Below are 25,651 nucleotides of genomic sequence, written 5' to 3'. Positions count from 1 at the left end.
CCAACCAAACCAACTAAAAAACGTCCCTCCGCTAACGGAGAGACGTTAAATTAAGTATCATTAATGACTTAATAATAGCGATTTTAATATCTCCCTTCGCTGGTACTAACCAGAGCAGGTTCAATGGGTATATCTCAGCCAAAATGGCACCCCAGATGTAATATGATTTAAGGCCAATATAACCGATCTGTTTGAAAAATGCAATTATAAATTTTCAGTTAATGATCATTTGAAATGTTTGCGTCCACCGATTAAGCTCGGTATAATCATCTCTGGTGAAGAATTTTAACGGATTGATTCAAGGGAGGACCAGTGTCACATGAAAAGAATAAAGAAGAGTGGATTATTGATTGGACTCATTGCCATCGTATTGGTGGTGGGATACTTTGCATTTAACGCGGCCGATGCCGCCAGCACGACGCAAAAGGCCACTGCGACGAGCAGTACTTCAAGTAGTACCGTAGCGAAGGTCGTCAAGACGGTCGACTGGACACAGTCCTCGGAAAAAAAGGCGTATCCTGATCTAACGAAGTATCCGAAAGCCTGGCTGGATGTCAACATTGCCAAGCAACGGGTATACATTCGCGACGGCGCCAACCATAATCAGGTGTTGTACACGATGTATTGTTCAACCGGCAAGAATAACGCCACACCGCGTGGTACGTACCATATTCAAGCAGAACGGGGCCCTCATTTCTACAATGCGAGTGAAAAAGAGGGGGCTAATTACTACGTGTCATGGAAGAATCATGGTGAATACTTATTCCACACGGTGCCCGTCGACGCTAACGGCAACTATATTAAGTCGATCGCCGATAATATCGGGCATAAAGCGTCCTCTCACGGCTGTGTGCAACTCACGATTCCCGATGCCAAGTGGGTTTATGAGAACGTTCCTTACGGTATGAAGGTTGTTGTGCATTAGCTGGCAGCCGAACTACCGCGATTATCAATAAAATAGGCAGCGCCACTTGACTGGTCATTGACCAATCAAGTGGCGTTTTTTGGTGCGGAAAGAAAGCTAACATTACCGTGGTTAGTTGATTGGAATGCCTAAAAAGGCGCCATAAATTTAGCTAATTTGCATAATGAATTCAAGCGCAGGTCCCGATATACTGACTTCAAGTTGAGTAGTCGCACACGAGGATGATGGGAGCGATATGAATGGAAAAACAACGAATTAGAACTAATCCCGATGGGACTAAACGGGCGCTTAGTAATCGCCATGTTCAGTTGATTGCGATTGGTGGCACAATTGGCACCGGATTATTTTTAGGCGCCGGAAGCACGATTACCAAAACGGGACCGTCGATTTTAGTTGTGTACGCGGTATTAGGACTATTTTTCTTTTTGATGATGCGCGCAATTGGTGAAATGTTTTATTCAGATCCATCACAGCACACATTTGTCTCGTTTATCAGTCGTTATCTGGGTCCAGCGGCAGGCAAGTTTAGCGGCTGGACATACTGGGTCGGACTAGTGTTTGTCGGAATGGCTGAATTAACAGCAGTTGCTACCTATGTTCAGTATTGGGTGCCGGGGGTGCCCGCGTGGATTATCGAAATCGTCTTTTTAGCGGTCCTAACGACCATTAATTTAGTTGCCGCCCGACTATTTGGTGAAGCCGAGTTTTGGTTTGCGATGGTTAAGATTATTGCCATTATCATGATGATCGTCATTGGAATATATATGGTGGTGACGCATTTCAAAACGCCAACTGGTACCGCAACGTTTAGTAACATTACCAGTGGTTATGCGCTTTTCCCAAAGGGGATTAGTAGCTTTGTTGCGGCGTTTCCGATGGTGTTCTTTGCCTTTCAGGGAATTGAATTTGTCAGCATCACGATCGGTGAAACGAAGGAACCACGAACGGTATTGAAAAAGGCCATCAACGAAACCCTATTTAGAATTTTGATTTTTTATATTGGCGCCTTGGTTGTTATTATGAGTATCATTCCGTGGCGGTCGTTGACAGCGTCACAAAGTCCGTTTGTGCAAGTCTTTCAGTTGGCCGGGTTGCCGGCCGCTGCTGCAGTCATTAATTTCGTCGTGTTGACGGCCGCCGCTTCGGCACTGAATAGCGTCATTTTTTCCGCCGGTCGTCATTTTTACCAGCTCGCCACGGAAGCGTCGGAGAAATCATGGGTCCACCGTCATTTTGGCATCATTTCCAGAAACGGGGTTCCAGCGGCGGCCATTTTAATTTCTGCCGGTTTCGTGTTGATCACGCCAATCATGAGTTTGTCACACGGCCTGCTAGCAGTCTTTACGATTGTGACTTCTATTTCTAGCGATATGTACTTGATTGTCTATACAATGGCGATGCTGGCTCACCGGCGTTACCGCGCTTCGGCTGACTTTTTGCCTACCGGTTTCAAGATGCCCGGTTATCGCGTCACCAGTGTGGCGACCATTCTCTTCTTCGCGGTCATTTTCGTGAGTCTCTTCTTCATTAGCGGGGATGCGATTCCGGCCGTCGGTGCGATTATTTGGACGCTGGTTTTTGGTGGCTGGTGCTATCTTGAGGAGCAACGTAGCGTGGTCGTTAATAAATGAAAATAATTCTAGCTAACTAATAAGATCACGGCAGCCAGACGATACGTCTCGTTTAGTTGCCGTGATCTTATTGTGAATTAAAAAAGTGACCCGCCATAGTAGCTGGTCACTTACCGATTTAGTGTTGTTTAAATAATTGAGTGAGGTAGTTCATAAAGGTATCGAGGTAGCGTTGTTTGTCAACGTTCACCGCCACCTTGACGTTGGTTGTTGGGTCGTTGAGCCGATCCTTATCACCAACGGTCCGGCCGTAGTTGCTTTCATCATAGGTAACCTTCATGTTCAAATCGATGGTTTGGACAAATGAAGGATCCAGTGCAACGCCCACAGCGAGGGGATCGTGCAAGGCACATCCGTTTTTATCGATGTCGAGGTTGTAGTAAGCGTCGATGTAGAAGTCGGTGATGTCGGCATAGTTTTTACCAGCATCGGTGCCGAGATTCCGCCAAACTTGAGTTTCCGCCTTGGTCAGGAGGGTCCGTAATGTAACGTCCAAGCCGACCATCGTAATCTTCAAGTGACTGCGCATCACGCGATCCGCAGCTTCTGGATCTTGGTTGATGTTGGCTTCGGCGTCGGAGGTAACGTTCCCTTCAACGGTGAGGGCACCACCCATGAAGGTGACGTTGCCGATCAAGTCTGCGATTGCAGGGTCCTTAGCGAGGGCTGCATCTAAGTTGGTCATTGGGCCAGTCGGCACGAAAATTAAGTTGTCTGCATATTTGTGAGCAGCTTCGATCAGAAAATCAATGCCGGATTGGGTTTCGATGGGACGTTTCGCCTTTGGTAATGCGACTTCACCAATCCCATTGTTCCCATGAATATCTTTGCTAACTTGCATCACATCAAAGTGATCGGTGGTGCTTGAATGACTGGCACCCAAGAAAACAGGAACATCAGTTGCGCCTAACAACTCTAAAAGCTTGAGGCTGTTTTCGCCAGATTGTTCAACCAAACAGTTACCGTATGAGCTTACGATCCCGATCAAATCTACGTCGGGAGCAGCCAGTGCGTATGCAATGGCGAGGGCGTCATCGACACCGGTATCTAAATCAAGAATCATCTTTTTTGTTGCCATGTAACTACCTCCAAATTTGTTGATGTAAGCCTTTTCTGCATATTTAATGATAACCAACTTTCCGTAAAAAAACAAACAAAACAACAAAACTGACGCATGATTTACGAAAATTGTTATAATAAGACCTAATAAACTGGAGAAGATAAGTAAAACGGTTTAACGAAAGGTGAGTTGACATGCAAGATTTTTACGATGTGACGATTGTTGGTGGCGGACCAGCCGGAATGTTTGCGGCTTTTTATGCCGGATTACGGGAGCTAAAAGCCCAATTAATTGAAAGTCTCCCCCAATTAGGTGGACAGGTCAGTGCACTGTATCCCGAAAAGGAAATTTTGGATATTGCGGGCTTTGCCAGTGTGACGGGGCAACAGCTGATTGACCAGCTATCAGAGCAGATGAAGCAGGCACCAATCGAAAACTACCTTGGCGAAACGGTCGAGGACGTTGTCAAAGTGGATGGGGGCTTTAAAGTGGTGACGAACCAACGGACGTCCTATTCTAAGACCGTAATTATTGCGCTGGGCAATGGTGCGTTTTCACCGCGTAAGCTGGCCGTGGAAAATGCTGATCAATTTGAAAACCACCAGTTATTCTATGCAGTCACCCATCGTGATGATTTCCGCGATCAACGGGTGCTGATTGCTGGTGGTGGAGATTCCGCAATTGATATGGCCTTAATGTTGGAACCCGTGGCCGCGGAAGTTCATTTGATGCACCGGCGGGAAAAATTCCGCGGACTGGAACACGAAGTGACGAAGCTCAAGCAGTCGAGCGTCCAACTGGAATTACCCTACCTGTTAAAAGAGATTGATGAAAATGCGGACCATTCGTTACACCTAACAATGAAGAAAATGCGTTCAGATGACGAAAAGGAGCTAGATGTTGATGATGTGATCGTCAACTACGGCTTTACGTCTGACAATAAGGCACTGACGAGTTGGTCGTTGGAATTAGAACAAAATCGGCATGATATTGTGGTTGATTCGACGATGCAAACGAGTGTGGCGGGTGTGTATGCGATTGGGGATGGCGTCAACTTTGACGGTAAGGTGAAGTTGATCGCGAGTGCATTTGGAGAGGCCCCAACGGCAATCAGTTCGGTGGCTAAGCAGCTCTACCCAGATAGACACGCGCCAGTGCATAGCACATCGTTGGCGTCGAGAAAAAATAGGGTGTGAAGCAAGGGCGCTTAGAAGTTGAGCATTAACGGAATAAGACCTGTTGATTCCTGAATTTGGAATTGACAGGTCTTATTTGGTTAAGCGCAGACTTCTGCCCTTGCGGAACCCAACTAATCTGAAATGTAAAAAGTAACACTAGGCATATTATTTTTTGACTTACCTAAGACGGGTTAAGCGCAGGAGTCTGCTCTGCGGAACCCAACTAAAAAAACAGAGTACCAGACCTGTTGATTCCTGAATTTGGAATTGACAGGTCTTATTTGGTTAAGCGCACTTTGCTGTGCGCCGATGACGATCGAACTATCTCGAAGCCCGAGAGTTCGAATCGCAGACTTCTGCCCTTGCGGAACCCAACTAAAAAGCGGAACTGTTAATACCAGCACGCTGAAAAATTTTAGTGGTAACGAAAAAGCAACACCATCTTCACAGTTTGTGAAGAGCGGTGTTGCCCTAGCTAAGGCTATTGCTTAACGGCCCAGACTGTACTGTAACCGACGCGTAAAATTTTGTTACCATCCTGTTTGAGCGTCCAAGTTTCTGGGCCGCCTTTGTACATTCCGGCAGGTTCACCCGTTCCAGAAATGACGTAATTACCGTCTACCATTTTATACGAGACATCGTTAAGGACGATAGCGGGCATATTCGAAGCACTGTATGTGGCCGAAGTTGCGGTAAATTCGTAGGTTGAGGCAAAGCCGGCTGCGTCACTCTTTTCGGTTTCCTGGTAGGTGCCGATTAACGCGGCAGGGATTCCCGGGTGAGTCGCGGTGTCGGTCGAGCTGGCACTGGCGCTGGAAGCACTTGAGGTGCTAGAGGCCGAACTACTACTTGATTGGCTTGATTGACTACTTTGGCTACTTGAAGATTCTGACGATGATGAGGTCTTAGTGGTCTTTTTGTGGTGCGATTGTTTTTTGGCGCTGGTCGAACTATTGTCGCTCGATTTAGCCGATTTTTGGCTATCGCTGCTGCCACATCCGGCCAGTGTGAGTGACAATAGCGCAGCTGCGGTGATACTGATTCCAACCCATTTTTTCATGTTCCTAGTTCCCCCAATAGTTTTCTGTAAGCTAAATTATAACAGAATAAGATTTGGGAAAATATTAGTTGTCAAATAAATAATGGGAAAGATAGAATTAATGTGCAGAGAAAATGACACCTAAAGTGAGTAACTACACTTTAGGTAATTATGTAAAATAGTTAAAATTGAAATCAAAAAATGAAGGCTCGTTCATACTTTACATAAATTTCGTAAAATCAGCACGAACCTTCATTTTTGGTACAACCGTAAACTACTCATTTATCAAAAACAACACACGACAAATCTAAAAATATGCGCCGATCCGAACAATTGTGAAACATAAACTGAAAGCATTCACGATTGCGTCGATTTAAAAATAGGTCGTGTGTCATAATCCGAATATTGAAGCTTCTGCCTGCTCACAGGTTATTGATCAAGCATGCTGGGATTAATTCTATGTTCTTTAAAGTAATATTCGCGATCATGTTGGTTGACCTGCCGTGCGACTTGGCAGGGGTTACCATAAGCAACGACATTATCCGGAAGGTTTTTGGTAACGATGCTGCCGGCACCGATGACGACATTATTGCCAATCGTGATTCCTGGTAAAATTGTGACACCGGCACCAATCCAACAATTGGTACCGATGCGGACAGGTGCATTATATTGATACCCCTTTGCCCGTAGTTCGGGAAGAATGGGATGACTAGCTGTGGCAATGGTGACGTTGGGGCCAAACATTGTCCGACTACCGACATAGATATGAGTGTCGTCAACGAGCGTTAGGTTGAAATTACCGTAGATGTTATCGCCAAAGTGAACGTGTTTTCCGCCAAAATTTGCGTGAAAGGGTGGTTCGAGGTAGCAGCCTTCGCCAATTTCTGCAAACATTTCGTGTAAGAGTTGTTGCCGTCGTTTTTGTTCCGTTGGCCGAGTTTGATTGTAGTCGTATAGACGTTCGAGACAGGCCAATTGTATTTCTGATATCTCGGAATCGCTGGGATCATAAAGTGTTTGGTTATGCATATTTTCTTTGTTCGTCGTAAAGATCGCCCCTTAATAGGTAATATAAAAAATACTGAATGCTGGCTAGATTATAGCACGTGTGGCCGATTTTGAAAGCGCTTTTTAAGCGGGCAAGTTAACGTAACGAAGTAATTCTCTTAATTGGGATTAGAGATGGTAACTCAACCAAATGGTATAAATCTTACTTTAATTGGAAATAGCCCACATGCCGATCTGGAAGGTGAAAATAACCTTAGAAAACAGACGATACGTCAATCTGGCAATACGGATGTATGTTAAAATAACCGGAAGTATGAGGTAAAATTAATCCAACTAGAAGGAGACTACTGATCGGGAATATGAGTACTGGCGTAATTGCACTATCGTACATTTCATCGCTTATCGTGAATGCAGTCGTGCTGTTGGGCTGCGTCTCCTTATTCATGTGGATTGAGCGGGAATCCGAAAACGAATTTATCAAGCGGCACCGTTATTTTTTGCTCTGTTCACTCGGGATTGCGTACTTAGCGTTGGCCTATATGGAAGCTCAGGCCAATAATCTGCTATCGCGCAATTTGACGGGCTTTCATTGGACCTATCTCAACATGGTGATTGTCGGACTCTTTAATCTTATTTTGAGATTACGGATCAAACCGCAGCTCGTCATTACACTTCTTTTTACAATGGTTTGGGGGATCAGCGGTATGATGACATCGGCGGTGTCGCCCATTTCCGTGGAGCAAACTGTGGGCCTGATGGTGGTTGAATGCCTGATTTATGGGTTTGCCAAGCAGATCGTGGCGCGCCCATGGCTATACGTGATCACATTTATTGTTTTCTCGTTTTTTGGCCTTTCAATGGGATCAATGCTCTACAAGGGGCAGACGGCGGGTGCGTGGGCCCGTCAAATTCTGGCGTTAGTTGTGCTGGAAGGCGTCATCATATTATATGCACGACTACTGGGAAAGCAGAATGAAAGGATTCGGGAATTTAAACATCGCGCTGAATTTGATGGCCTGACTGGTTGTAAAACGTTTGGCGTGTTTAATACCGATTTACAGGACGCCTATCAGCATTTTACACAGACGCGTAAAATCTATGCCATGTATGCGATGGATCTTGACCACTTTAAGCAAATCAATGATACATATGGGCACGTTGCCGGCAATGAGGTACTGAAGACGGTGGCCCACAAAATTAAAGAGCTGGTTGATAATTTAGACTATCCGGCCGCACTTTATCGCACCGGCGGGGAAGAATTTACAATGCTGATGTACGAGGTCAACCCAGACGAAGCCCGTAACGAAGCCATTTCCAAAATGATTCAGGCCGAGGTCGCCCAGTTAAATTTTGTGTTTGATGAGCGCCAAGTAAAGATCACAATTTCACTCGGTGAAGATATTGTCACTGCGAATGATGCGAATTATTTAGACCTTTATAAGCGTGCGGATCACTTTTTGTATACGTCGAAGCATCGGGGACGCAACACGATTACGCTGCACGGACAAAATTAAAATAGAGGACCAGCATGTTTACTTTGCTAGTCCTCTATTTTGTTAGGCGTGATACGAGTTTATTAAAAAATTGTTTTAGCCCGTGAAATTAATTCGTTAAGCATAGAAGCTGATACATGACCAGCAATTTCGCCATGGCGGGCATCAAAATCGTAATTTGGCAGTTGGAATGTAATGATGGACCCTGAAATACCGCTGGCATGATCGTCAACGGGAACATAAATGCGGTGGTCGTGCTTAACTTTGGATGTAATTGGCATTCCGATAATCATCCCCATTGCTTGATTATAACCGTCGTTGGACAGTACCACCATCGGGCGGCGAATATGACCACTTTGCGGGCGATGACCGACTTCCTCATGCCCAGCATGGGGTTCTGCATCGATGAAGATCAGGTCTCCTTGTTTAGGAGTTACCATTCAATGTTCTCCTTTCCGACAGGTGATTCATTCCCGAAATTCCCCACGTCATTAAGCTCGGCACGAAAATCAATGTTGTCATATTCACCAGAGGTCCAAGGATTTTGATCAGCAACGACGTACTCTAGTGAACCATCAGATTTAGCCTTTAGAATAAATTTTTGACCTTCAGGAACGCCGGCTGTAACTGGGACTGTGAGGATCAAAGAATTGCCAGTTTTTCGAGTTGAAAATTCACCTAAAATCCGTTCGGAAGGTAATGGCTTAGTCATGAAAATTCCTTCTTTCTTTTGTATTTACAAGTATATACTGAGAGTGCCTGACAATTAATTCGATCGGAAAAGTTTGACTACCGCCAGTGGATAAATACGATTAATAGGTAGTTAACCGTGTTTAAGTTGCTAAAATAGGTTAAGGTATAGCTACAAAAGGAGCAACTGTCATGATTGTAAAAAGTAGAAAAGTTGGCAATGCCATCGTCGTCACGATTCCTAATGAGCTTGCAATTCCTGAGAATGTAGAATTTGAACCCGTAATTGATGCGGAGGGTAATTTGGTGTTTAAACGCGTTAATGAGTTATCGAGTGAAGAACAGGTTGATATTGTGAAGTTTATGCACCAGTACAGACCGCTGATGGAAAAGTTAAAAGATAAGTAAGACGGATGCGGAAAATCATTATTTGACGAAATTTTTTTGATTTTTGTGCGAATTGATATTGATTATGCAAAAAGAAAATCAATTAAGTTTTTTTGTAAACGGTAAGTAGCTAATAAAGCATCCCCGCTAAGTATTTTGCTCAGCGGGGATTTTGTATAACCTATTTATTTCATTAAAAAAGCCGTTTATCACAACTAATAAATTGTGGTAAACGGCCTAATTTAATGCTAGTTCTTACTATCATCAGGGTTCGTAATCTTAATTCGGTTAGAATCCGTTGATGAGTGAGTTAATTCAGGTGCATCGGTTGAGTACTCGCTCGCCGTCGTCTTATCCCCGTTTTCGGAGTAGAGGCTGGTTGACTTGCCCTTCAACTGATCTTCAATCTTAATTTCTTTATCCAATCCGTTCGAATAGTTGTACTTCGACGCGTTGACGGCCTTGAAGCCTTTTGGATTATAGAAGCGCAGCAGGTTCTTATCGTTCAAGGAATCTGAGAGGCTCAGTTCCTTGTTGACCTTGGTTTGATCCTTCTTCAACTGCTTCTTCTGGGCGGCCGTTAGAGTGGCCTTTTTACCCGTCTTATTACTGTAGATGACGTCAGAAATGCTGGTATAGTTTGGCGTCACGAAGTCTTGGTTCCGGAAGGCGACGACCTGATCGTGTTGACTAGAGAAGAGGTCGGTCCCGAACTGGATGTAGCGCTTCGAACTGACACCGAGCAAATGCATGAGGGTTGGCAAGACGTCAATTTCACCACCGTAAGTGTGGGATATATAGCCCTTACCACCAGAATTAGGAATTAGGAACATCAATGGCACCCGCTGGAGTTGTGCGTCGTCATAGTCGGTCCAGTCATCAGAACTCTTGCCTAGCACGGAAGCTAGTTTTTTGTTTTCAGAATCGGAAATACCGTAGTGATCACCATAAATGACGAAGATCGACTTGTCGTAGAGACCGGTCTTCTTCAGGTAGGTGAAGAATTCCTTCAAGGACTGATCGAGATAGTGGGCGGTCACAAAGTAGTTATCCACGGCACTATCACCGGTATCCACCGTCTTGAAGTTTGGATCCTCGTCTTCGGAGTCGAGGTCGTACGGGAAGTGGTTTGTGACGGTAATGTACTTCGCGTAGAACGGTTGTTGTAGTCGTTCAAGGTACTTCACGGAATCGTTGAACAGCAGCTTATCCTTCAAACCATAGCCGGTCGACTTATCGCCAGACGTATCATAGTAGCTGGCGTCGAAGAAGTACTGGTAGCCCATGTTCTTGTAGACGTTGTTTCGGTTCCAGAAACTGGCCACGTTCCCATGAAAGACGGCGCTGGTATAGCCGGCCCGTTGCTTCAAAATTGATGGGGCCGCTTGGAAGGTGTTGTCGCTCCCCAGCGTTGCGAAGAGGGACCCTTGTGAAAGCCCGTACGTACTGGTTTCTAGCATGTTCTCGGCATCACTGGTCTTACCTTGCCCCACTTGATGGAAGAAGTTATCAAAGGCGTAGGTGTTGCTACCGTGGTAGATCGAGTTGAGGAATGGGGTGACTTCCTGTCCGTTAATCTTCTTATCAATCAGGAATTGCTGGAAACTTTCCAGATGGATCACGAAGACGTTGCGCCCCTTGGCAATCCCGTACATACTCTTGTTCGGGCTGGCATAGTGGGCGTCGGTGAATTTCTTAACGGCCTCTAGTTCGGACTTCGTGGCCGATTTACGCATGTTGCTGGTGTGTTGGGATTTGATCCCGTCGTAAATGGTGAAGGCGTCGACACCCAGATACTTGACGATGTAGGTCCGATCAAACGTCCGCGTGAGTAGCTGTGGGCGACTCATTTCACCGAGCGATAGATTGACACCAAAGAGGGTCACCGCCACCGACGTGATGGCAAAAGCCATCCGGTGATTGACGCCGCGCGGATCGAACTTAATCTTGCGAAACAGCATCATCAGTAAAATAATGACGATATCGATCCAGTACAAAATATCGTGGACGTTAGTGAGCGCGAGCGAACTGCCACTCAATCCTTGATCAACTTTCGAGTAGCCGGTCATGGTGGCCACCGTCATAAAGTCGGTAAATTCCCGGAAGTAAATGACGTTCAAATAGAGCAATACCGTGTTACCAATGTATAGCGCCATTAAAATCGGGTAGAAAAACCGCGATCGCTTGAAGTAAAAGGCGAGGCCAAACATAAAAATGGTCGTCGCGATCGGGTTAATCAGCAGAATAAAATATTGAAAAACGCCTTCTGCACCCAATCGAAAATCGACGAAGTAGGCCAGTAGCGTTTTTAACCAAAAAAGAAACACCAAAATGGTAAAGAGACCCATTCTTGTGTCCTTCATTGTATTTAACTTGTGCATGTAATTAACATCCTCACAGTCTGAATAGGTATGAATTTAAATTATAAACATTCATATTTTATCATACATTCTTCATGGCCGTTTCGAGATTTAGCAACAATAATAAAAAGTTAATTCTTCTGGATTGATTTCAGTGAGCTACTCATCACTCAAGTAATGAGCTTCTAGAAACACCGCCAACTTGTTGTGCGTTCATTGAACGCACAACAGCGGTCACGGCTATTACCTAAGGCCTACTCCAGGCCAGTTACTTTTTATTTATTAAGCACGACAGATATTCAAAGCCGCATTCACGTCTCGATCATGTTCAACATCACAATTTGGGCATGTCCAACGGCGAATGTTTAATGCATGTTTACCATCATCATAGCCACAATTGGCACAAACCTGGCTCGTTTTATACGGGTTCACAATCACAAGTTGTTTACCGTACCAACTAGCTTTGTACGCTAGCATCGTCCTTAATAATCGCCAGCCCTGATTCGCAATTGCACGGGCAAGATGGTGATTTCTTAGTAGATTTTTGGTTTTCAAGTCTTCCATTTTGATCACATCGTACTGCTCGACTAATTGCTTACTAATCTGATGTAGGTAGTTATTACGTTGGTTAGCGATCTTTTCATTGTACTTGGCAACCATCAATTTAGCCTTTTGATAGTTCTTAAAATCTGTTAGTTCGCGAGGCTCTAATACATGATTGTGGTGATCCCGGGCAATTTGAGTTTGTGCTTGAAGGCGACGACGCGCCAAGCGTTTTTCCCAATAGTGTTTCTTATCGGCTAATTGTTTATCAAAACGCTTGGTAGGATATTTAACACCAGTACTAGTAATCACCAAATCAGACACACCTAAATCAAGACCGACAATGTGCTTCGTTTTTTCGAGCGGCTCAATCGACGTATCAACCAACAAGATAGCATAGTATTTATTAGTCACAGACCGCCGAATCGTCACCCTTTTGATTGTGCCCTTAATCAAAGCACCTGTTTTAAAACTCATCGATCCCAATTTAGGCAAGATAATCTGGTGAGTGTCAACGACTTCAATATTATGATTCACCATTTTGACTTGATAACTTTTCTTAGGATACTTGCGTGACTTAAATTTTGGAAATCCTCGATGTTGCTTGAAAAAACAACGGTAGGCTTCAATTAAATCATGATTTGTGACTTGGAGGCTTGTACTTTCGACAGATTTCAAAAAGGGATATTCGCGCTTTAACTGGGGTAAAAGATAATCTAAAGTATAGGATGACGGTAACGATAACTCCGGATTATTTTCATACCGCGTTATCAACATATTCAACATTTGATTCCAGACAAAACGATTACAGCCAAAACTGGCTTGAATTTGGGCCCGTTGTTCACGGTTTGGATAGACTCGCAATTTGATTCCTTTTAAAAACAACACCGCCACCTCCTGATTAATTTCATTATATCAGAACAAGTGTTCGTTTTAAATAATGCTTTAAGTTGAGTCATCTCACAACTAAAGTAACGCGCTTTCTCAACTATCCATAGTAAAAAAAGATGGTATCGCTTTAACGATTGCGGTAAGGTTGAGGTACTTCAAGCAACGGCTGATTCAGGGAGGTTACGATCATGACAAAGTTAAACGTCTACGTCGTCAGACATGGTCAAACATATTACAATATCTACAATAAATTGCAGGGGTGGAGTAATTCACCACTGACCGATAAGGGAATTCAAGACGCCCAGGCCGCCGGGCAAAAGCTGGCCGAGACGACCTTTGCGGCGGCCTACTGTAGTGATACCACGCGGGCCGAACAAACCGCGAAGATGATCTTAGCGGCCAACCACGCAGGGGCACCGGAGACACCGATCGTGGCACCGTACTTTCGGGAAGAATTTTACGGCTATTTTGAAGGGACGAATATGGATGAAGCTTGGTACATGGCGGGCGCACCCCACGGTCTAGCGACGTTCAAACAAATTGTAGAAAAGTATTCGATTGGTAAGGCCAAGGATCTTTTGAAGGCTGCCGATCCCTTCCACGATGCGGAAGATAATGCAGAATACTGGCAGCGACTCGACCAAGGCTTTGCCCTGATTCGAAGCAATGACCAGCTAAAGGACGGGGATAACGTCCTCTTAATTAGTCACGGCAATACCGTGTTGAGCATGATGGAAAAGTTTGGTCAGGGAAAGTATGATCTGACCGTCCGGCCCCAAAATGGCAGTGTCACCAAGCTCATCGTGACGGCCGACGATGTCACCGTCGACTACTATAATCGTAAGTAGTTAGCGTTGCAGGCGCTGTTCAATTTCAGCACGCTGATCGGCCAGCCATGGCGGTAAGACGAGGTGGGTGCCCAATTGATCGAGGGGTTCATCAACGGTGAATCCGGGGGCCGGTGTGGCGAGTTCGAGCCGGTTGTCACTCGGGTCACGAAGATAGATGCTCTTAAACCAGTGGCGGTTACGGAATAGTTCCAGTTGCCAGCCCTGTTGCACCGCCTTTTGCCAGTATGCAAATAATTGTTGATCATCGGCGACCTGTAAGGCCAAGTGATCGACGCTGCCCCGCCCAAAGCGTGTTCGTTGCTGGGTCGGGGCTTTTTTTAGCCCAATAAAGTTGTGATCCGCTAACTGCACCTGACCCGTGGCATCGGTGGGCGCCGCGATGAATTGATCGAAGAAGCGCGCACTGGCGGCCGGATCCGGTCCGAGCCAGTGCGTGCCGAGAATTTTGACAATCTGATTTTGAGCAGGCACTGGCGAAGCAGGATTGATTTGAGCCGTTGTGAGTTGGGCGTCACCTTCACGCAAAATGATGTGGAACTCATCTAGGTCATCGAAGGTCAACTGGTCGGCAGTGTGGGTGACAGCGACGTGTTGGGCGGTCAACCATTGCGCCCACCAATCGCTGGTGTGCCGAGGAATTTGAAGGATGAGATCGCTGATCGAATGGTTGCCATCGGTACGATGACCGAGGTAGGGGATGATAAAAAACGTGATAACGGTTCCTGGCGATCCGAGGTAGTCCCCGTAGAAGAGGTGCTCGATGGCGGGATTTTCCTGATTGACCGTATCTTTGACGAGGCGCAGTCCCAAAGTATGGGTGTAAAACGCGTGATTACTGGTAAAATTCGACGCTAAAACCGAGATATGATGGATTTGCATGACGTAACCTCCCAAATAACTGATAAGTTGTTGGTTTCAGTATAGTGGTTGCGCGCGTTTTGTGCACGAAATTAGGGCCATTGATGATACAATGGAGCTTAGAAGAATGTGATGGGGTGACAGCGTGGAAATTAAACAGGTAACGGGAAAAAGTGGAGCGGTCTTTGAAGACGCCCTCGCCATACGACTGGCAGTGTTTGTGCGAGAACAAGGGGTGCCAGAAGCCCTCGAAAAGGACAACGATGATGCGATTGCGACACACTACGTCGGTTACGTGGCCGGCCAACCGGTAGTCACGTTACGAACGGTTTTGACGGACCAACGGCTTCATATCCAGCGCGTCGCGACGATCCAGTCCGCGCGGCACCATGGGTATGCGGCCACTTTGATGACCCACGTTCTCGATCAGGCACAAGCGGATGACCATGTGCAGTCTGCGTACCTCGGAGCCCAACTAACGGCCCTCGGGTTCTACGACCGGTTGGGATTCACGCCACACGGTGATGTTTTCGAAGAAGCAGGGATTATGCACCGCCAAATGGTCAAGTCCCTAAAATAGAGGAGTAATTATGGAATCAGACAAGCAAAAACGAATGCTCGATCTCAGTAAATTACAGTTTAAAATTGGGGAATTAAGCCGGATGACCGGTGTTTCGACGCGCCAGCTACGGTATTGGGAGAAAAAAGCATTCATTGCGGCTAAGCAACGCCAAGAAGAGCAGGATGCGCGGGTGTTTGGGTTTGACGCCTACGTCAAGGTATCGCTTGTGAAGCACTTAATGGATGAAGGCTACACGCTGAGTGCGGCGAATGACAAGAGTAAAACCCTGATTGAGGATGCCAAATGGGCGCACCATTTTGCCCGACAGGCATTTCATGGAATCGAAAATGTCAACGGTCGGCGGCGGTTGAACCTTGGATTTATCGACGATGCGCATGAACAAGTTTTGTACGGGGTGACCAATGATGAAGGTAAGATCCACTATGAAATTCATCCGGCACAGTCGAATCAGGAGACGTCGGGCAACTAAAATGCTAAAATAAATTCAATTTTAAGATAAGTGAGGTCTTTTCCTGTGAGTGAATATAATGTCGCAATTGTGGGTGCAACCGGAGCGGTCGGCACACGAATGATCCAAATGGTCGAGCAATCGACGCTTAAGGTAAAAACAATTAAGCTCTTGGCCTCGAAGCATTCGGCCGGCACCGTGCTCAAGTTCAAGGGCCAAGACACGGTCGTTGAAGAAACCACCCCCGAATCATTTACGGGAATCGACCTAGCGCTCTTTTCTGCTGGTGGCGCCGTATCGAAGCAGTTTGCCCCCGAAGCCATTAAGCGCGGGGCGGTCGTGGTGGATAATACCTCGGCCTTTCGGATGGATCCTAACGTGCCGTTGGTGGTTCCCGAAGTCAATGCGGAGGCACTGAACGAGCATCAGGGCTTGATCGCCAACCCCAACTGTTCAACAATTCAAATGGTGATGGCGCTCGAACCGATTCGTGAGCGCTATGGGTTATCGCGCGTGATCGTGACAACCTTACAGGCGGTCAGTGGTGCGGGAAATCGGGCGGTCCAAGAGACCCTCGATGAGAGCCAAGCCTACTTAGACGGAAAGACATACACCCCCAAGATTATGCCGGTTAGGGGTGACAAAAAACACTACCAGCAAGCGTTTAACGTACTGCCTCAGATTGATGTGTTTGAAGAAGATGGCTACACCCACGAAGAGTGGAAGATGATTCATGAAACGAAGAAAATCATGTGTGGCGGCGATATGAATAGTAATGATATTCAGGTCACGGCAACTTGTTCGCGGGTGCCGGTGCCGATTGCACACTGTGAATCCGTGTACTTTGAAGTGCTGGATAAGCATGCCACGGTGGCGGGCATTCAGGATGCAATTGCTAACTTCGACGGGGATGTCTTACAAGACGATCCGGCCGAGCAGCTGTATCCGCAACCAATCACGGCGCAGGGCCGACGGGAAACATTCGTGGGTCGGATTCGCCCCGATCAGGAAAATAAGGGCGCATTCCACTTATGGAACGTGGCCGATAATCTGCTGAAGGGTGCGGCCTGGAACTCCGTTGAAATTGCGGAATACTTGGATAAAATGGATTTATTGCACGTTCCTAGTGCAGCAGAATAGCAAAACAGCGGTACGACGACGATTGAGTCGCGGTACCGCTGTTTTTTGAGTAAATCACTATTTACGCCACCAATGATTGTTCATTAACAACCACATAGTCAGAACGGCTAAAACCAGCATGACCATGATGGTTAGTTCCCAACCGATCGGGGACGACTCGAACGGCAGGTGCACGTTTTGGCCGAAGAAGCCGAACACAATTGACGGAATTGTGAGGACAATGGAATAGATGGTCAAGAATCTCATCGTGTTGTTCAGGTTGCTATCGAGGACTTTGGAATAGGCATTTGAGATCCGCTCGATGATGTTGGAGGTCATGGTGGCCATTTCTAGTCCTTGTTCGGCTTCGATTAAGACGTCGTCGAGATCGTTGGTTTGCTGCGTTGTGAGATTTCGTGACCGGCGCTTCAAATCTTTGAGCAGCGAAACGTTGCCTCGAAGGGAAGTTAGGATGTAGATCAGGCCGGTTTCAAGGTTGACGAACGCCGCAATGGCCTTGCGGTCCGTCCGCCGTTCTAGCGAGCGCTGAATTTCGACCCGTTGGGAATCAGCCTGCCGAATTGGGGCAAAGTAGTCGGTGGACAGCTGATAAAGCATCGGGAGTACCAAATCGATTTGATCATTAATGTGCTGAGTATCCGATTTATGGTCGACCTGTTCTTCGAGGAGTTCGGTCACGAAGTTGGTCTGCTCCGTGGTAAAGGTGATGAGGTTATCGTTGGTAAACATGATCCCAATGGGCGCAGTCTGCGATTCGGCGTCATCGTCTGGGACACAGTAGACGTCAAAAATGAGCAGGGTAATATTGGCGCGGGGATCAGCTTCGACACGGGCACGTTCATCCGGGTCAATGGCGTAGGCTAGCATTTCGTCGGTGACCTGATACTGCGTCACGAGCTTGATGGTTTCTTCACTCGTCGGGTTTTGGACGTTAATCCAATTCAAATGTGGCGTTACAGGGGTGACTGTTAACATAATCGTAACTCTCCTTATTATTCTCATCCATTAAACACTTTGTCTTGGCGATTGTAAAGGATCTGTCATAGAATAGAACATGAAAGGATGGTGATCGGACATGTGCACCAGTATTTATCAAGTTGCTCAGGATGGCACGCACTTACTAGCGCGGACAATGGACTGGCCGTCGCTCGAAAATTCACCGGTCTTTTTACCCCGTCAGTTTCACTGGCAGACACGGTTTGATCATCATACCTATACGAACCGCTACGCCATTGTGGGGGGCGGTCAGTTTGACCGGTTACGGGCCGATATTTCCGATGGCGTTAACGAAAAGGGCTTGTGTGCCCAGAAGCTGACGTTTGCTAACGGGGCTCAATTGAGAAGTCAACGACGCGCCGACAAAACGCAACTAGCCGGTTTTGAATTCGTGTTATGGGCGTTAGGCCACTGTGCGTCCGTTGCCGATGTCATTGCGCAATTACCAGACATTGAGCTGATGGATGATACCCACAGTGACGTGAAGTACGGGTATCCGGAACTGCATTTTGCACTGACGGACCCGACCGGCCGCATTGTGGTCATTGAACCCACGACGATGCCGATGCGGGTGATCGAAAATCCGCTGGGAGTTGTGACAAATAGTCCGAACTTTGACAAGCAGTTGGCCCAATTGGATCAGTACATGGACTTTACGTCGGCGTTTCGGACCGGCCAGGTGCCATTAAATACCGCTAAGGTCACGACGGGCAGCCTGTCGGGCAAATCGATTCCACCGGGATCGTATTCGCCGGGGGCCCGCTTTATTCGGGCGGCCTACTTTAAGGAACGGGCTGATCAGCCCCGTAATGAACAAGAAGCATTTATCAGTAGTTGGCGATTATTGGATGGTGTAACCGTACCCAAGAATACCGACCATCAAGCCACCTACTCGGTTTATCGCGCGGCGACGGTAGCGGAAAGCCGCAGCTACTATTTTCAGGCCTATCACCAAACGGCCGTGACCAAGTTGACTCTCGACGAGCAACTATGTCAACAAACCCATGCACAACGGTTTGTGGCACGTGATGCACCAATTGTCTTTAATTTAAACGAAAACGGAGCACTTAGACGACCATGACAATTCATTGGCAGACAACCCAAATCGTTCCAGCAAGCGCCGATCAGGTTCCACTGAGGGAACTATTAGAACAGCACTGGCTCCTCCCGCACCGCATCGTCCACTTTCTCCGAATCCGGGAAAATGTCTGGTTAAACGGTCGCTACCAACCGATGAGTACCCCCGTTCAGGCAGGGGATCAGGTTGTTTTACGCTTTAGCGGGGATGAGTTTCGCACCGCGACATCCAACTATCTCGTTGATGACACCCAACCGGTGACGGTTCTCTTTGAAAATGATGATCTTTTAGTCGTCAATAAGCCGGCGGGGATTAAGACCCATCCAAACCGGCAAGATGAGCGGGGCACCCTGATGAACTTTGTGGCGGGGCATTTAGCACGGCAGAATGCCGTCCCCTTCATGGTGCATCGCATTGATCAACAGACGAGTGGGGCGGTATTGATTGCCAAAAATCCAATCGTCGTGCCGCTTTTGGATCGCTTGATTAGCAGCCGGCAGATTCACCGCCACTATTTAGCCATTACGGACGGAGTGTTCCTCGAACCGGCGGGGGTCATCACGTTGCCCATCGGTCGCGATGAGGCCGACCGCCGCAAGCGGCAAATTGATGGCGTTCATGCGCAGACTGCCCGAACCCACTATCAGGTGTTGGGGGCGTACGGCACGCATAGTCTGGTGAGGTTACAATTGGAAACGGGACGCACGCACCAGATTCGGGTTCATCTAGCCGCCATGCAGGCCCCGATCGTGGGCGATCCATTGTATAACGAGCGACCAAACGCCAAAATGATGTTACACGGAACGGCACTGACGGTCGTGTTACCGTTTACGGGCCAAAAAATCACGGTTAATGCGCCAAATCCGCGCTATTTTGAAGAAAGTATAGTAAAATGGCACTTGAAATAATTGAATCGGTGTAAGGGGGAAACTAATTGTCACTTATTGAAAAGCTCTATGGTCCGTTTTTTGACCTGCACAACTGGGCTGCGGTTATTGGCTCCGGTCAGGACTGGCTGGTGATTTTATCACTGGTGATGATTGAGTGTCTGTTGTCGGTAGACAACGCAATTGTGTTGGCAACGCAAACGAGAGTGTTACCAACGTTAAAAGAACAAGAAAAGTCACTGTTTTATGGGTTGTGGGGCGCCTACCTGTTCCGCTTTTTAATCATCGGAATTGGGACCTACCTAATTCATATCTGGGAGATCAAGGTAATTGGGGCGCTGTACCTGATGTACCTCGTTTACCGCTTTTTTCATCACAAGATGTTTGGCCGAAAACCGGTCAAAGTACCGAAGGAAAAGAAGCATCGGGTACTCCCCTTATTTTGGTCCGTTGTTGTGCAAATTGAATTAATGGACATCATCTTTTCAGTAGATTCCGTCCTTGCCTCCCTTGCAATTTCATCGAATCCGGTGATTGTGCTGATTGGGGGCTTGATTGGGATTTTGTGTATGCGGGGGATTGCGGAGATTATCATGAACCTCATGCGCAAGATTCCGGAATTGGAACCGATGGCGTACGTGTTGATTGCGGTCATTGCGATTAAGCTGTTTTTGACGATTCCAGCGATCGACATTGAAATTCCGTCGGGCCTGTTCGGCGTCTTTATTCTGGCAATGTTTTTTGTGACCCTTCTCATTCATGTTATCCGCCGCAAGGCCAAAAAGGAGTAATACGAAGATGGCAGTAACAGCAACGGCGACCAACTTTGACGAACAGGTCGCCCAAGATAAACTCACGATCGTCGACTTTTGGGCGCCTTGGTGTGCCCCATGTAAAATGATGGAACCCGTCATCGATCAGTTAGACGAACAGTTCCGAGATCGGGTCACCTTTGTCCGGTTTAACGTTGATGATAGCCAGGAAATTGCGGCGCGTTATCACGTATTGAGCGTGCCGAGCCTGGTTGTTTTTAACGATGGGGTGGCAAAAGAAAAGCTTACCGGTCTGTTTAGTCGTGACAAGTTGGCACGCTACGTGGAACAAAAAATTAAACAACTTCAATAGGGATGATCGTTGCCGGATGCCGGCAGCGGTGATCTTTTTTTTAACGATCTCATTCGGGTGGCAGACAGTTTTTGGGCCAATTTTCCATAATGTTCAGGCAAAAAAGTGCGCCAATGACGATGAAACGTAATACACTAGGAATAACTAAAAAATAAGGGAGTGCGGGTAATGCTTGATTATACGAAACAGGAACAGTGGAAAAACGGCTTTGGCCAGCAGCAGTCACCAGTGCCGCTGAATACCGCCACGGCCCAAGCGGCCGTCGCTAACCATCTACTAGTGTGGCAAAACGATATCGAAGGGGTCAGCCTGAGCGATAAAGAGATTAACTTTCAAATGAATGGCCATGGTCATGCAGTACTCGAGCAACGACCGTATCAGTTCCAACAACTTCATTTTCACGCGCCCGCCGAGCACGTGATTGACGATGATCAGGCAGCGATGGAATGGCACTTTGTGTTCCAAGACGCGGCTGGGCAGCTGGCTGTCGTCGCCCGTGTAGCCCACATTGGCGCCCCTGATCCCGTATTTGAACAGCTTTTAACGCAGTTTAAGCCCCACGAGACGGTGACCCTGAAGCAATTGCTAGATGTACATGCGGAGCTACCAGCTACGGGGCCGGTGTTACGCTATCTCGGTTCACTGACGACCCCGCCATTGACTGAGGGCGTCCGGTGGTACGTCGCGCAAACGCCATTAAGCGTCTCTAAAGGCCAACTTGCGCGTTACCATCAGCTATTTGAACACCCCAACAATCGGCACCTGCAAGCACTCAATGGGCGCCCAGTATTGCAAACGAAGCTCAACTAAGAGGAGGATCCGACAATGAAAATTGGATTTATTGGCACCGGCGTGATGGGCACTGGCATCATTAATAACTTATTGACAGCCGGTCATGAGGTCACTGTTTATAATCGGACACAGTCACGGGCCCAAACCGTGATTGATCATGGGGCTCACTGGGCGGCGTCACCCGTCGCAGCGGCCACCGGTCAGCAACTCGTTTTCACGATGGTGGGATACCCACAAGATGTCGAAGCCGTTTATTTCGGGCAGCAGGGGATTTTTCAGCAGGCCACACCAGACCAAGTACTGATCGATATGACGACTAGTACGCCCTCATTGGCACAACGAATTGGGCACTTCGCCGATAAGCAGGGATTGCATGTTCTCGACGCACCAGTGTCGGGTGGTGATGTCGGCGCAAAAAATGCGACGCTAACGATCATGGTTGGGGGGCACCGCGACACGTATGAGCAGGTCGTTCCGGTCTTTGAACAGATTGGACAGCGCCATAACTATTTTGGCGGATACGGGGCCGGACAACATGCGAAGATGGCAAATCAGATTATGATTGCCGGCACGATGACTGGTTTGACGGAAATGCTGGTGTACGCTAAGGCTGCCAAGCTGGATCTACCAACGGTCTTGGAAACGTTAAGTTCGGGTGGCGCAGATAATTGGAGCATGGATAACTACGTGCCCCGAATTTTAAAAGACGACTACACTCCCGGCTTTTTTGCGAAGCATTTTCTGAAAGATTTGAGAATTGCAATTGATGAAGCAGAAAAAATGGAATTGAACTTACCAGCCACGCAACAAGCTAAACGATTGTATGAACAGTTGGTTGATGAACGCCAACTGGGTAACGACGGTACACAGGCTTTGGTGAAGTTGTGGTGGAATTAATAAGTTAAATAAAAAATGGCACGACTCACATGATTTTGATTGTGAGTCGTGCCACTTTTTAAATTGAATAACGTTTTTCACTAAGCTTCAAAGTATTCGTATAATTTTTCAGCCGTTAGTTGTTGCTTTTCTTCACCCTTGAAGTCGGCCTTAATCTGGCCGTCACCAAGAACGATCAACCGGTTACCATAGATCAATGCGTCTTCCAAATGATGGGTAATCATCAGGGCGGTTAGCCCGTCTTCGGTAATCCGTTCGTTGGTCGCATTGAGCAGGTTTTGACTGGTTCGTGGGTCTAGCGCCGCAGTATGCTCATCAAGAAGAATGATGTCGGGGCGTTTGAGCGTGGCCATCAGGAAGCTCAGTGCTTGGCGTTGACCACCGGATAGGTTGCCGGTGGCGGTATTCATCCGATCTTCCAGACCGTTATGCATAATCCCCGCAATACGGGTGAAATCTGTCATTTGTTGTTTCAGTTTCCGGGGAATGAGGTGGCGTTTTTCGCCCCGTTTTTGTGCCAGCAACATGTTTTCAGCGACCGTCATACGAGGAGCGGTTCCCAGTTTAGGATCTTGGAAAACACGACTCAAGAACTTGGTGCGTTCTTCTTCGGTTTGGTGGGTAATATCGTTGCCGTGAAGTAAAATGTGGCCGTCATCAACCGGTAAATTACCCCCGATGACGTTGAAGAGGGTGGATTTACCAGCCCCGTTGGAGCCCACAATCGTGATAAAGTCGCCTTCATTGATGGTCAAGTTGAGCTTCTTCAGAATTTCAGTTTCGTTACTGGTACCTTTGTTGACCAGTGTGACGATGTCTTTTAATTCGAGAATTGGTTTAGTCATGGGCTTTAACCCCCTTGGTAAAGATCCGATCGAGATGTAAGGCGTGACGGAACTGCGGTAGCATCATGCAGATTGCGAGAACTAGTGATGAAAGGAGGTTCAGATCGTTGGCGCTGAATCCGAGTTGCAAAACAGCCATCAAGATCAACCGGTAAATAATACTCCCCATGGTCACTGCCAGTAGACGTTGGTTCAGGGTGAGTTCACCGAAGGCCACTTCACCAATGATGATCGAAGCCAGGGCGATCACGATGGTCCCAATCCCCATGTTAATATCGGCGTATCCATTACTTTGTGATACTAGGGCACCACAGATGCCCACCATGCCGTTAGAAACCATCAGGCCCATAATCTTCATGTTGTCGGTATGAATTCCTAGCGACTTCGCCATCTTCTCGTTATCGCCGGTCGCAATAAAAGCTTGACCGAGATCGGTTTGCAAGAAGAAGACGAGGATGATGGTAATAATGGCGATCACTAACATCCCCAAAAAGACCGTGTCAAAGTAGTTGGGCATCGCAGCCAAAAACTTGGCTTTGAGAAGGGTTGAGTGTCCTAACAGCGATGTGTTGGACTTACCCATGATCCGCAGGTTAACGGAGTAGGCGGCCGTCATGACTAAGATTCCGGCCAATAGGATGTCGATCTTGCCCTTGGTGTACAGTAGGCCCGTGACTAGTCCCGCGGCCATCCCAGCCAGACAGGCGAAGATGGTGGCCGTCAGTGGTGAGTAACCATGGACGATGGCGGTAACGGCGACGGCGGCCCCCATTGGGAAGGTTCCTTCAACCGTCATATCGGCAATGTTTAAAATTCTAAAGGTCAGGAATAGTCCTAGTCCGAGGATTGCCCAGAGTAGGCCTTGACCGATTGCAGAAACAACTAAACTCATTATTTGTAGACCTCCCCATGTTGTTCGGCGTCCTTCAAGAAGCGGGCGGGAACGTGTAATCCGAGTTTCTTGGCTTGCTTGAGATTCAAAGTTGGATCTCCGTTCTTAATGTACTTGATTGGTGTCGTGGCGGTCTTTTTCTTACCCTTTAAGATTTGACCGGCTAAGCGACCACCTTCCACACCGAGCTTGTATTGGTTAATACTGTAGGTGGCTACCCCACCATCCTTCACCATCGTATCGACGGCGGGGAAGACGGGCTTGTTGGCGGCGTTGGCGTTTGCAATCAGCGTTTGCATCGCACCGGCGATCGTGTTGTCGGTTGGAATGAAGATGGCGTCAACTTGGGTGAGGGCTTCTTGGGAAACCTGGTTCAAATCGTTACTGTTAGAAATGGAGTACGATTTCAAGTTAACGTGTTCTTCCTTACACAGCTTAACGAAAAGGGCGTGTTCCGTTGTTGCAGAACTGTCGCTAGATGTGTAAATGATTCCGAGGGTCTTCATGTGAGGCATGAATTCCTTGATCAGTTTCAATTGTTTCTTGAGTGGTGCCTGATCGGAAACGCCGGTGATATTGCCGCCGGGCTTCTTATTGTTCTTAACGAGTCCTGCACCGTGGGGATCGGTAACCGCCCCTAAAACGATGGGAATCTTCGATGTGGCATTGGCTAATGCTTGTGAAGCAGGGGTCGTAATCCCGACGAGAACATCGTTGTTTTCGTTCACGAGCTTAGAAGCCATGGTCTTCAAGTTACTTTGATCACCCTGAGCATTTTGGTAATCAATTTTGACGCTTTTTCCTTTATAGCCTTCTTTGGCTAGTCCGGCGACCACGCCTTTATGAATCTGATCGAGGGCGGGGTGATGCATCAAGGTTAAAATCCCAACCGTGGGCGTTTTTTGCTTAGTGATGCCGCCGCCTTCTTGAAAGTATGCGAATCCGAGAAAAACTAATAGAATCGCGATCAATGTGTACATGCGTTTCATTTGTATTCCACCTCGTCAAATAATTGCTGAAACAAAAAAATAAGGAGCCCCACACGAGGCTCCTT

Annotated in this window: 27 protein-coding genes and 1 riboswitch; of the genes, 15 read left to right on the top strand and 12 right to left on the bottom strand. The window is 47.3% G+C overall.

What is annotated here, in order from left to right; all coding sequences use genetic code 11:
* Positions 1 to 74 precede the first annotated feature (74 nt).
* Positions 75 to 164, bottom strand: a riboswitch (TPP riboswitch).
* A gap of 155 nt (positions 165 to 319) precedes the next feature.
* Positions 320 to 925 carry a L,D-transpeptidase gene (locus tag FC26_RS06605; RefSeq protein WP_057778956.1) on the top strand — a complete coding sequence of 202 codons (606 nt, stop codon included), beginning with the start codon at positions 320 to 322 and terminating at the stop codon, positions 923 to 925.
* Between the two features lie 239 nt (positions 926 to 1,164).
* On the top strand, positions 1,165 to 2,556 hold the full coding sequence (locus tag FC26_RS06600) for an amino acid permease (RefSeq protein ID WP_057778955.1): 1,392 nt from the start codon (positions 1,165 to 1,167) through the stop codon (positions 2,554 to 2,556).
* Between the two features lie 118 nt (positions 2,557 to 2,674).
* Here FC26_RS06600 and FC26_RS06595 read toward each other — a convergent pair whose 3' ends face one another.
* Positions 2,675 to 3,634 carry a nucleoside hydrolase gene (locus tag FC26_RS06595; protein ID WP_057778953.1) on the bottom strand — a complete coding sequence of 320 codons (960 nt, stop codon included), beginning with the start codon at positions 3,632 to 3,634 and terminating at the stop codon, positions 2,675 to 2,677.
* A 176-nt stretch (positions 3,635 to 3,810) separates the two neighbouring features.
* Here FC26_RS06595 and FC26_RS06590 point away from each other — a divergent pair, with 176 nt between their 5' ends.
* Positions 3,811 to 4,812, top strand: coding sequence for an NAD(P)/FAD-dependent oxidoreductase (locus FC26_RS06590; RefSeq protein WP_057778951.1), 1,002 nt, complete (start codon positions 3,811 to 3,813; stop codon positions 4,810 to 4,812).
* 463 nt (positions 4,813 to 5,275) lie between these two features.
* Here FC26_RS06590 and FC26_RS06585 read toward each other — a convergent pair whose 3' ends face one another.
* Positions 5,276 to 5,854: a hypothetical protein gene (locus FC26_RS06585; protein WP_057778949.1), complete on the bottom strand. Its 579-nt coding sequence runs from the start codon at positions 5,852 to 5,854 to the stop codon at positions 5,276 to 5,278.
* Between the two features lie 408 nt (positions 5,855 to 6,262).
* Positions 6,263 to 6,862 (bottom strand): sugar O-acetyltransferase, encoded by a 600-nt coding sequence (locus FC26_RS06580; protein WP_057778947.1) that lies wholly within the window; start codon positions 6,860 to 6,862, stop codon positions 6,263 to 6,265.
* Between the two features lie 338 nt (positions 6,863 to 7,200).
* Between FC26_RS06580 and FC26_RS06575 the strand changes: the two genes are divergently transcribed.
* On the top strand, positions 7,201 to 8,355 hold the full coding sequence (locus FC26_RS06575; protein WP_057778945.1) for a GGDEF domain-containing protein: 1,155 nt from the start codon (positions 7,201 to 7,203) through the stop codon (positions 8,353 to 8,355).
* A 62-nt stretch (positions 8,356 to 8,417) separates the two neighbouring features.
* On the opposite strand, the gene FC26_RS06570 is transcribed toward FC26_RS06575, so the two are convergent.
* Together FC26_RS06570 and FC26_RS06565 are read right to left on the bottom strand one after the other, a co-directional pair.
* Positions 8,418 to 8,774 (bottom strand): type II toxin-antitoxin system PemK/MazF family toxin, encoded by a 357-nt coding sequence (locus FC26_RS06570; RefSeq protein ID WP_057778943.1) that lies wholly within the window; start codon positions 8,772 to 8,774, stop codon positions 8,418 to 8,420.
* Positions 8,768 to 9,046: a hypothetical protein gene (locus FC26_RS06565; protein ID WP_057778941.1), complete on the bottom strand. Its 279-nt coding sequence runs from the start codon at positions 9,044 to 9,046 to the stop codon at positions 8,768 to 8,770. Before FC26_RS06565 ends, FC26_RS06570 begins: the two co-directional genes overlap by 7 nt.
* 170 nt (positions 9,047 to 9,216) lie before the next feature.
* Between FC26_RS06565 and FC26_RS06560 the strand changes: the two genes are divergently transcribed.
* Complete coding sequence (locus tag FC26_RS06560) at positions 9,217 to 9,432, top strand: AbrB/MazE/SpoVT family DNA-binding domain-containing protein (RefSeq protein ID WP_057778939.1); 216 nt, start codon at positions 9,217 to 9,219, stop codon at positions 9,430 to 9,432.
* 227 nt (positions 9,433 to 9,659) lie between these two features.
* On the opposite strand, the gene FC26_RS06555 is transcribed toward FC26_RS06560, so the two are convergent.
* Both FC26_RS06555 and FC26_RS06550 read right to left on the bottom strand, forming a co-directional pair.
* Positions 9,660 to 11,792, bottom strand: coding sequence for an LTA synthase family protein (locus FC26_RS06555; protein WP_057778937.1), 2,133 nt, complete (start codon positions 11,790 to 11,792; stop codon positions 9,660 to 9,662).
* Between the two features lie 261 nt (positions 11,793 to 12,053).
* Positions 12,054 to 13,199 (bottom strand): RNA-guided endonuclease TnpB family protein, encoded by a 1,146-nt coding sequence (locus FC26_RS06550; RefSeq protein WP_057778935.1) that lies wholly within the window; start codon positions 13,197 to 13,199, stop codon positions 12,054 to 12,056.
* A gap of 194 nt (positions 13,200 to 13,393) precedes the next feature.
* Here FC26_RS06550 and FC26_RS06545 point away from each other — a divergent pair, with 194 nt between their 5' ends.
* Complete coding sequence (locus FC26_RS06545; protein ID WP_057778932.1) at positions 13,394 to 14,053, top strand: histidine phosphatase family protein; 660 nt, start codon at positions 13,394 to 13,396, stop codon at positions 14,051 to 14,053.
* Here FC26_RS06545 and FC26_RS06540 read toward each other — a convergent pair whose 3' ends face one another.
* Positions 14,054 to 14,935, bottom strand: coding sequence for a VOC family protein (locus FC26_RS06540; RefSeq protein ID WP_057778930.1), 882 nt, complete (start codon positions 14,933 to 14,935; stop codon positions 14,054 to 14,056).
* Between the two features lie 124 nt (positions 14,936 to 15,059).
* On the opposite strand from FC26_RS06540, the gene FC26_RS06535 reads away from it, so the two are divergent.
* The 3 genes from FC26_RS06535 to FC26_RS06525 are packed head-to-tail and all read left to right on the top strand — an operon-like array spanning position 15,060 to position 17,085.
* Positions 15,060 to 15,494, top strand: coding sequence for a GNAT family N-acetyltransferase (locus FC26_RS06535; protein ID WP_057778928.1), 435 nt, complete (start codon positions 15,060 to 15,062; stop codon positions 15,492 to 15,494).
* 10 nt (positions 15,495 to 15,504) lie between these two features.
* On the top strand, positions 15,505 to 15,966 hold the full coding sequence (locus FC26_RS06530) for a MerR family transcriptional regulator (protein ID WP_057778926.1): 462 nt from the start codon (positions 15,505 to 15,507) through the stop codon (positions 15,964 to 15,966).
* A 45-nt stretch (positions 15,967 to 16,011) separates the two neighbouring features.
* A complete protein-coding gene (locus FC26_RS06525; RefSeq protein WP_083483768.1) occupies positions 16,012 to 17,085 on the top strand; it encodes an aspartate-semialdehyde dehydrogenase in 1,074 nt (357 codons plus the stop codon).
* Positions 17,086 to 17,142: 57 nt separating this feature from the next.
* Here FC26_RS06525 and FC26_RS06520 read toward each other — a convergent pair whose 3' ends face one another.
* Positions 17,143 to 18,060, bottom strand: coding sequence for a magnesium transporter CorA family protein (locus tag FC26_RS06520; RefSeq protein ID WP_057778924.1), 918 nt, complete (start codon positions 18,058 to 18,060; stop codon positions 17,143 to 17,145).
* Positions 18,061 to 18,160: 100 nt separating this feature from the next.
* Between FC26_RS06520 and FC26_RS06515 the strand changes: the two genes are divergently transcribed.
* The 6 genes from FC26_RS06515 (at position 18,161) to FC26_RS06490 (ending at position 22,860) form a co-directional block, all read left to right on the top strand.
* Positions 18,161 to 19,162, top strand: a complete 1,002-nt coding sequence (locus FC26_RS06515) for a choloylglycine hydrolase family protein (protein ID WP_057778923.1) — start codon at positions 18,161 to 18,163, stop codon at positions 19,160 to 19,162.
* Positions 19,159 to 20,067 (top strand): RluA family pseudouridine synthase, encoded by a 909-nt coding sequence (locus FC26_RS06510; protein WP_057778921.1) that lies wholly within the window; start codon positions 19,159 to 19,161, stop codon positions 20,065 to 20,067. The genes FC26_RS06515 and FC26_RS06510 overlap by 4 nt, the downstream gene beginning before the upstream one ends.
* A gap of 26 nt (positions 20,068 to 20,093) precedes the next feature.
* The gene (locus FC26_RS06505; protein ID WP_057778919.1) at positions 20,094 to 20,837 is read left to right on the top strand and encodes a TerC family protein; all 744 of its coding nucleotides are present in this window, start codon (positions 20,094 to 20,096) and stop codon (positions 20,835 to 20,837) included.
* Positions 20,838 to 20,844: 7 nt separating this feature from the next.
* Positions 20,845 to 21,171, top strand: coding sequence for a thioredoxin (trxA, locus tag FC26_RS06500; protein ID WP_057778918.1), 327 nt, complete (start codon positions 20,845 to 20,847; stop codon positions 21,169 to 21,171).
* A gap of 168 nt (positions 21,172 to 21,339) precedes the next feature.
* Positions 21,340 to 21,981, top strand: a complete 642-nt coding sequence (locus FC26_RS06495) for a carbonic anhydrase family protein (RefSeq protein WP_057778915.1) — start codon at positions 21,340 to 21,342, stop codon at positions 21,979 to 21,981.
* Between the two features lie 15 nt (positions 21,982 to 21,996).
* Positions 21,997 to 22,860 (top strand): NAD(P)-dependent oxidoreductase, encoded by an 864-nt coding sequence (locus FC26_RS06490; RefSeq protein ID WP_057778913.1) that lies wholly within the window; start codon positions 21,997 to 21,999, stop codon positions 22,858 to 22,860.
* An 80-nt stretch (positions 22,861 to 22,940) separates the two neighbouring features.
* Here FC26_RS06490 and FC26_RS06485 read toward each other — a convergent pair whose 3' ends face one another.
* From FC26_RS06485 to trpX, 3 genes are read right to left on the bottom strand one after another with little or no spacing between them, the layout of a single operon-like run.
* Positions 22,941 to 23,705 carry an ABC transporter ATP-binding protein gene (locus FC26_RS06485; protein WP_057778912.1) on the bottom strand — a complete coding sequence of 255 codons (765 nt, stop codon included), beginning with the start codon at positions 23,703 to 23,705 and terminating at the stop codon, positions 22,941 to 22,943.
* A complete protein-coding gene (locus FC26_RS06480; RefSeq protein ID WP_057778909.1) occupies positions 23,698 to 24,597 on the bottom strand; it encodes an ABC transporter permease in 900 nt (299 codons plus the stop codon). Before FC26_RS06480 ends, FC26_RS06485 begins: the two co-directional genes overlap by 8 nt.
* Positions 24,597 to 25,586: a tryptophan ABC transporter substrate-binding protein gene (gene trpX / locus FC26_RS06475; RefSeq protein WP_057778907.1), complete on the bottom strand. Its 990-nt coding sequence runs from the start codon at positions 25,584 to 25,586 to the stop codon at positions 24,597 to 24,599. Before trpX ends, FC26_RS06480 begins: the two co-directional genes overlap by 1 nt.
* Positions 25,587 to 25,651: the final 65 nt, after the last annotated feature.

It is taken from the genome of Paucilactobacillus vaccinostercus DSM 20634 (assembly GCF_001436295.1).
Taxonomy (GTDB): domain Bacteria; phylum Bacillota; class Bacilli; order Lactobacillales; family Lactobacillaceae; genus Paucilactobacillus; species Paucilactobacillus vaccinostercus.
The sequence above is the reverse complement of the archived record's forward strand: the minus strand, read 5'-3'. Positions and strand labels throughout refer to the sequence as shown.

Coding starts and splice junctions, on each gene's coding strand:
- FC26_RS06605 (WP_057778956.1), top strand. CDS start 320: ATGAAAAGAATAAAGAAGAGTGGATTATTGATTGGACTCATTGCCATC.
- FC26_RS06600 (WP_057778955.1), top strand. CDS start 1,165: ATGGAAAAACAACGAATTAGAACTAATCCCGATGGGACTAAACGGGCG.
- FC26_RS06595 (WP_057778953.1), bottom strand. CDS start 3,634: ATGGCAACAAAAAAGATGATTCTTGATTTAGATACCGGTGTCGATGAC.
- FC26_RS06590 (WP_057778951.1), top strand. CDS start 3,811: ATGCAAGATTTTTACGATGTGACGATTGTTGGTGGCGGACCAGCCGGA.
- FC26_RS06585 (WP_057778949.1), bottom strand. CDS start 5,854: ATGAAAAAATGGGTTGGAATCAGTATCACCGCAGCTGCGCTATTGTCA.
- FC26_RS06580 (WP_057778947.1), bottom strand. CDS start 6,862: ATGCATAACCAAACACTTTATGATCCCAGCGATTCCGAGATATCAGAA.
- FC26_RS06575 (WP_057778945.1), top strand. CDS start 7,201: ATGAGTACTGGCGTAATTGCACTATCGTACATTTCATCGCTTATCGTG.
- FC26_RS06570 (WP_057778943.1), bottom strand. CDS start 8,774: ATGGTAACTCCTAAACAAGGAGACCTGATCTTCATCGATGCAGAACCC.
- FC26_RS06565 (WP_057778941.1), bottom strand. CDS start 9,046: ATGACTAAGCCATTACCTTCCGAACGGATTTTAGGTGAATTTTCAACT.
- FC26_RS06560 (WP_057778939.1), top strand. CDS start 9,217: ATGATTGTAAAAAGTAGAAAAGTTGGCAATGCCATCGTCGTCACGATT.
- FC26_RS06555 (WP_057778937.1), bottom strand. CDS start 11,792: ATGCACAAGTTAAATACAATGAAGGACACAAGAATGGGTCTCTTTACC.
- FC26_RS06545 (WP_057778932.1), top strand. CDS start 13,394: ATGACAAAGTTAAACGTCTACGTCGTCAGACATGGTCAAACATATTAC.
- FC26_RS06540 (WP_057778930.1), bottom strand. CDS start 14,935: ATGCAAATCCATCATATCTCGGTTTTAGCGTCGAATTTTACCAGTAAT.
- FC26_RS06530 (WP_057778926.1), top strand. CDS start 15,505: ATGGAATCAGACAAGCAAAAACGAATGCTCGATCTCAGTAAATTACAG.
- FC26_RS06520 (WP_057778924.1), bottom strand. CDS start 18,060: ATGTTAACAGTCACCCCTGTAACGCCACATTTGAATTGGATTAACGTC.
- FC26_RS06515 (WP_057778923.1), top strand. CDS start 18,161: ATGTGCACCAGTATTTATCAAGTTGCTCAGGATGGCACGCACTTACTA.
- FC26_RS06510 (WP_057778921.1), top strand. CDS start 19,159: ATGACAATTCATTGGCAGACAACCCAAATCGTTCCAGCAAGCGCCGAT.
- trxA (WP_057778918.1), top strand. CDS start 20,845: ATGGCAGTAACAGCAACGGCGACCAACTTTGACGAACAGGTCGCCCAA.
- FC26_RS06495 (WP_057778915.1), top strand. CDS start 21,340: ATGCTTGATTATACGAAACAGGAACAGTGGAAAAACGGCTTTGGCCAG.
- FC26_RS06490 (WP_057778913.1), top strand. CDS start 21,997: ATGAAAATTGGATTTATTGGCACCGGCGTGATGGGCACTGGCATCATT.
- FC26_RS06485 (WP_057778912.1), bottom strand. CDS start 23,705: ATGACTAAACCAATTCTCGAATTAAAAGACATCGTCACACTGGTCAAC.
- FC26_RS06480 (WP_057778909.1), bottom strand. CDS start 24,597: ATGAGTTTAGTTGTTTCTGCAATCGGTCAAGGCCTACTCTGGGCAATC.
- trpX (WP_057778907.1), bottom strand. CDS start 25,586: ATGAAACGCATGTACACATTGATCGCGATTCTATTAGTTTTTCTCGGA.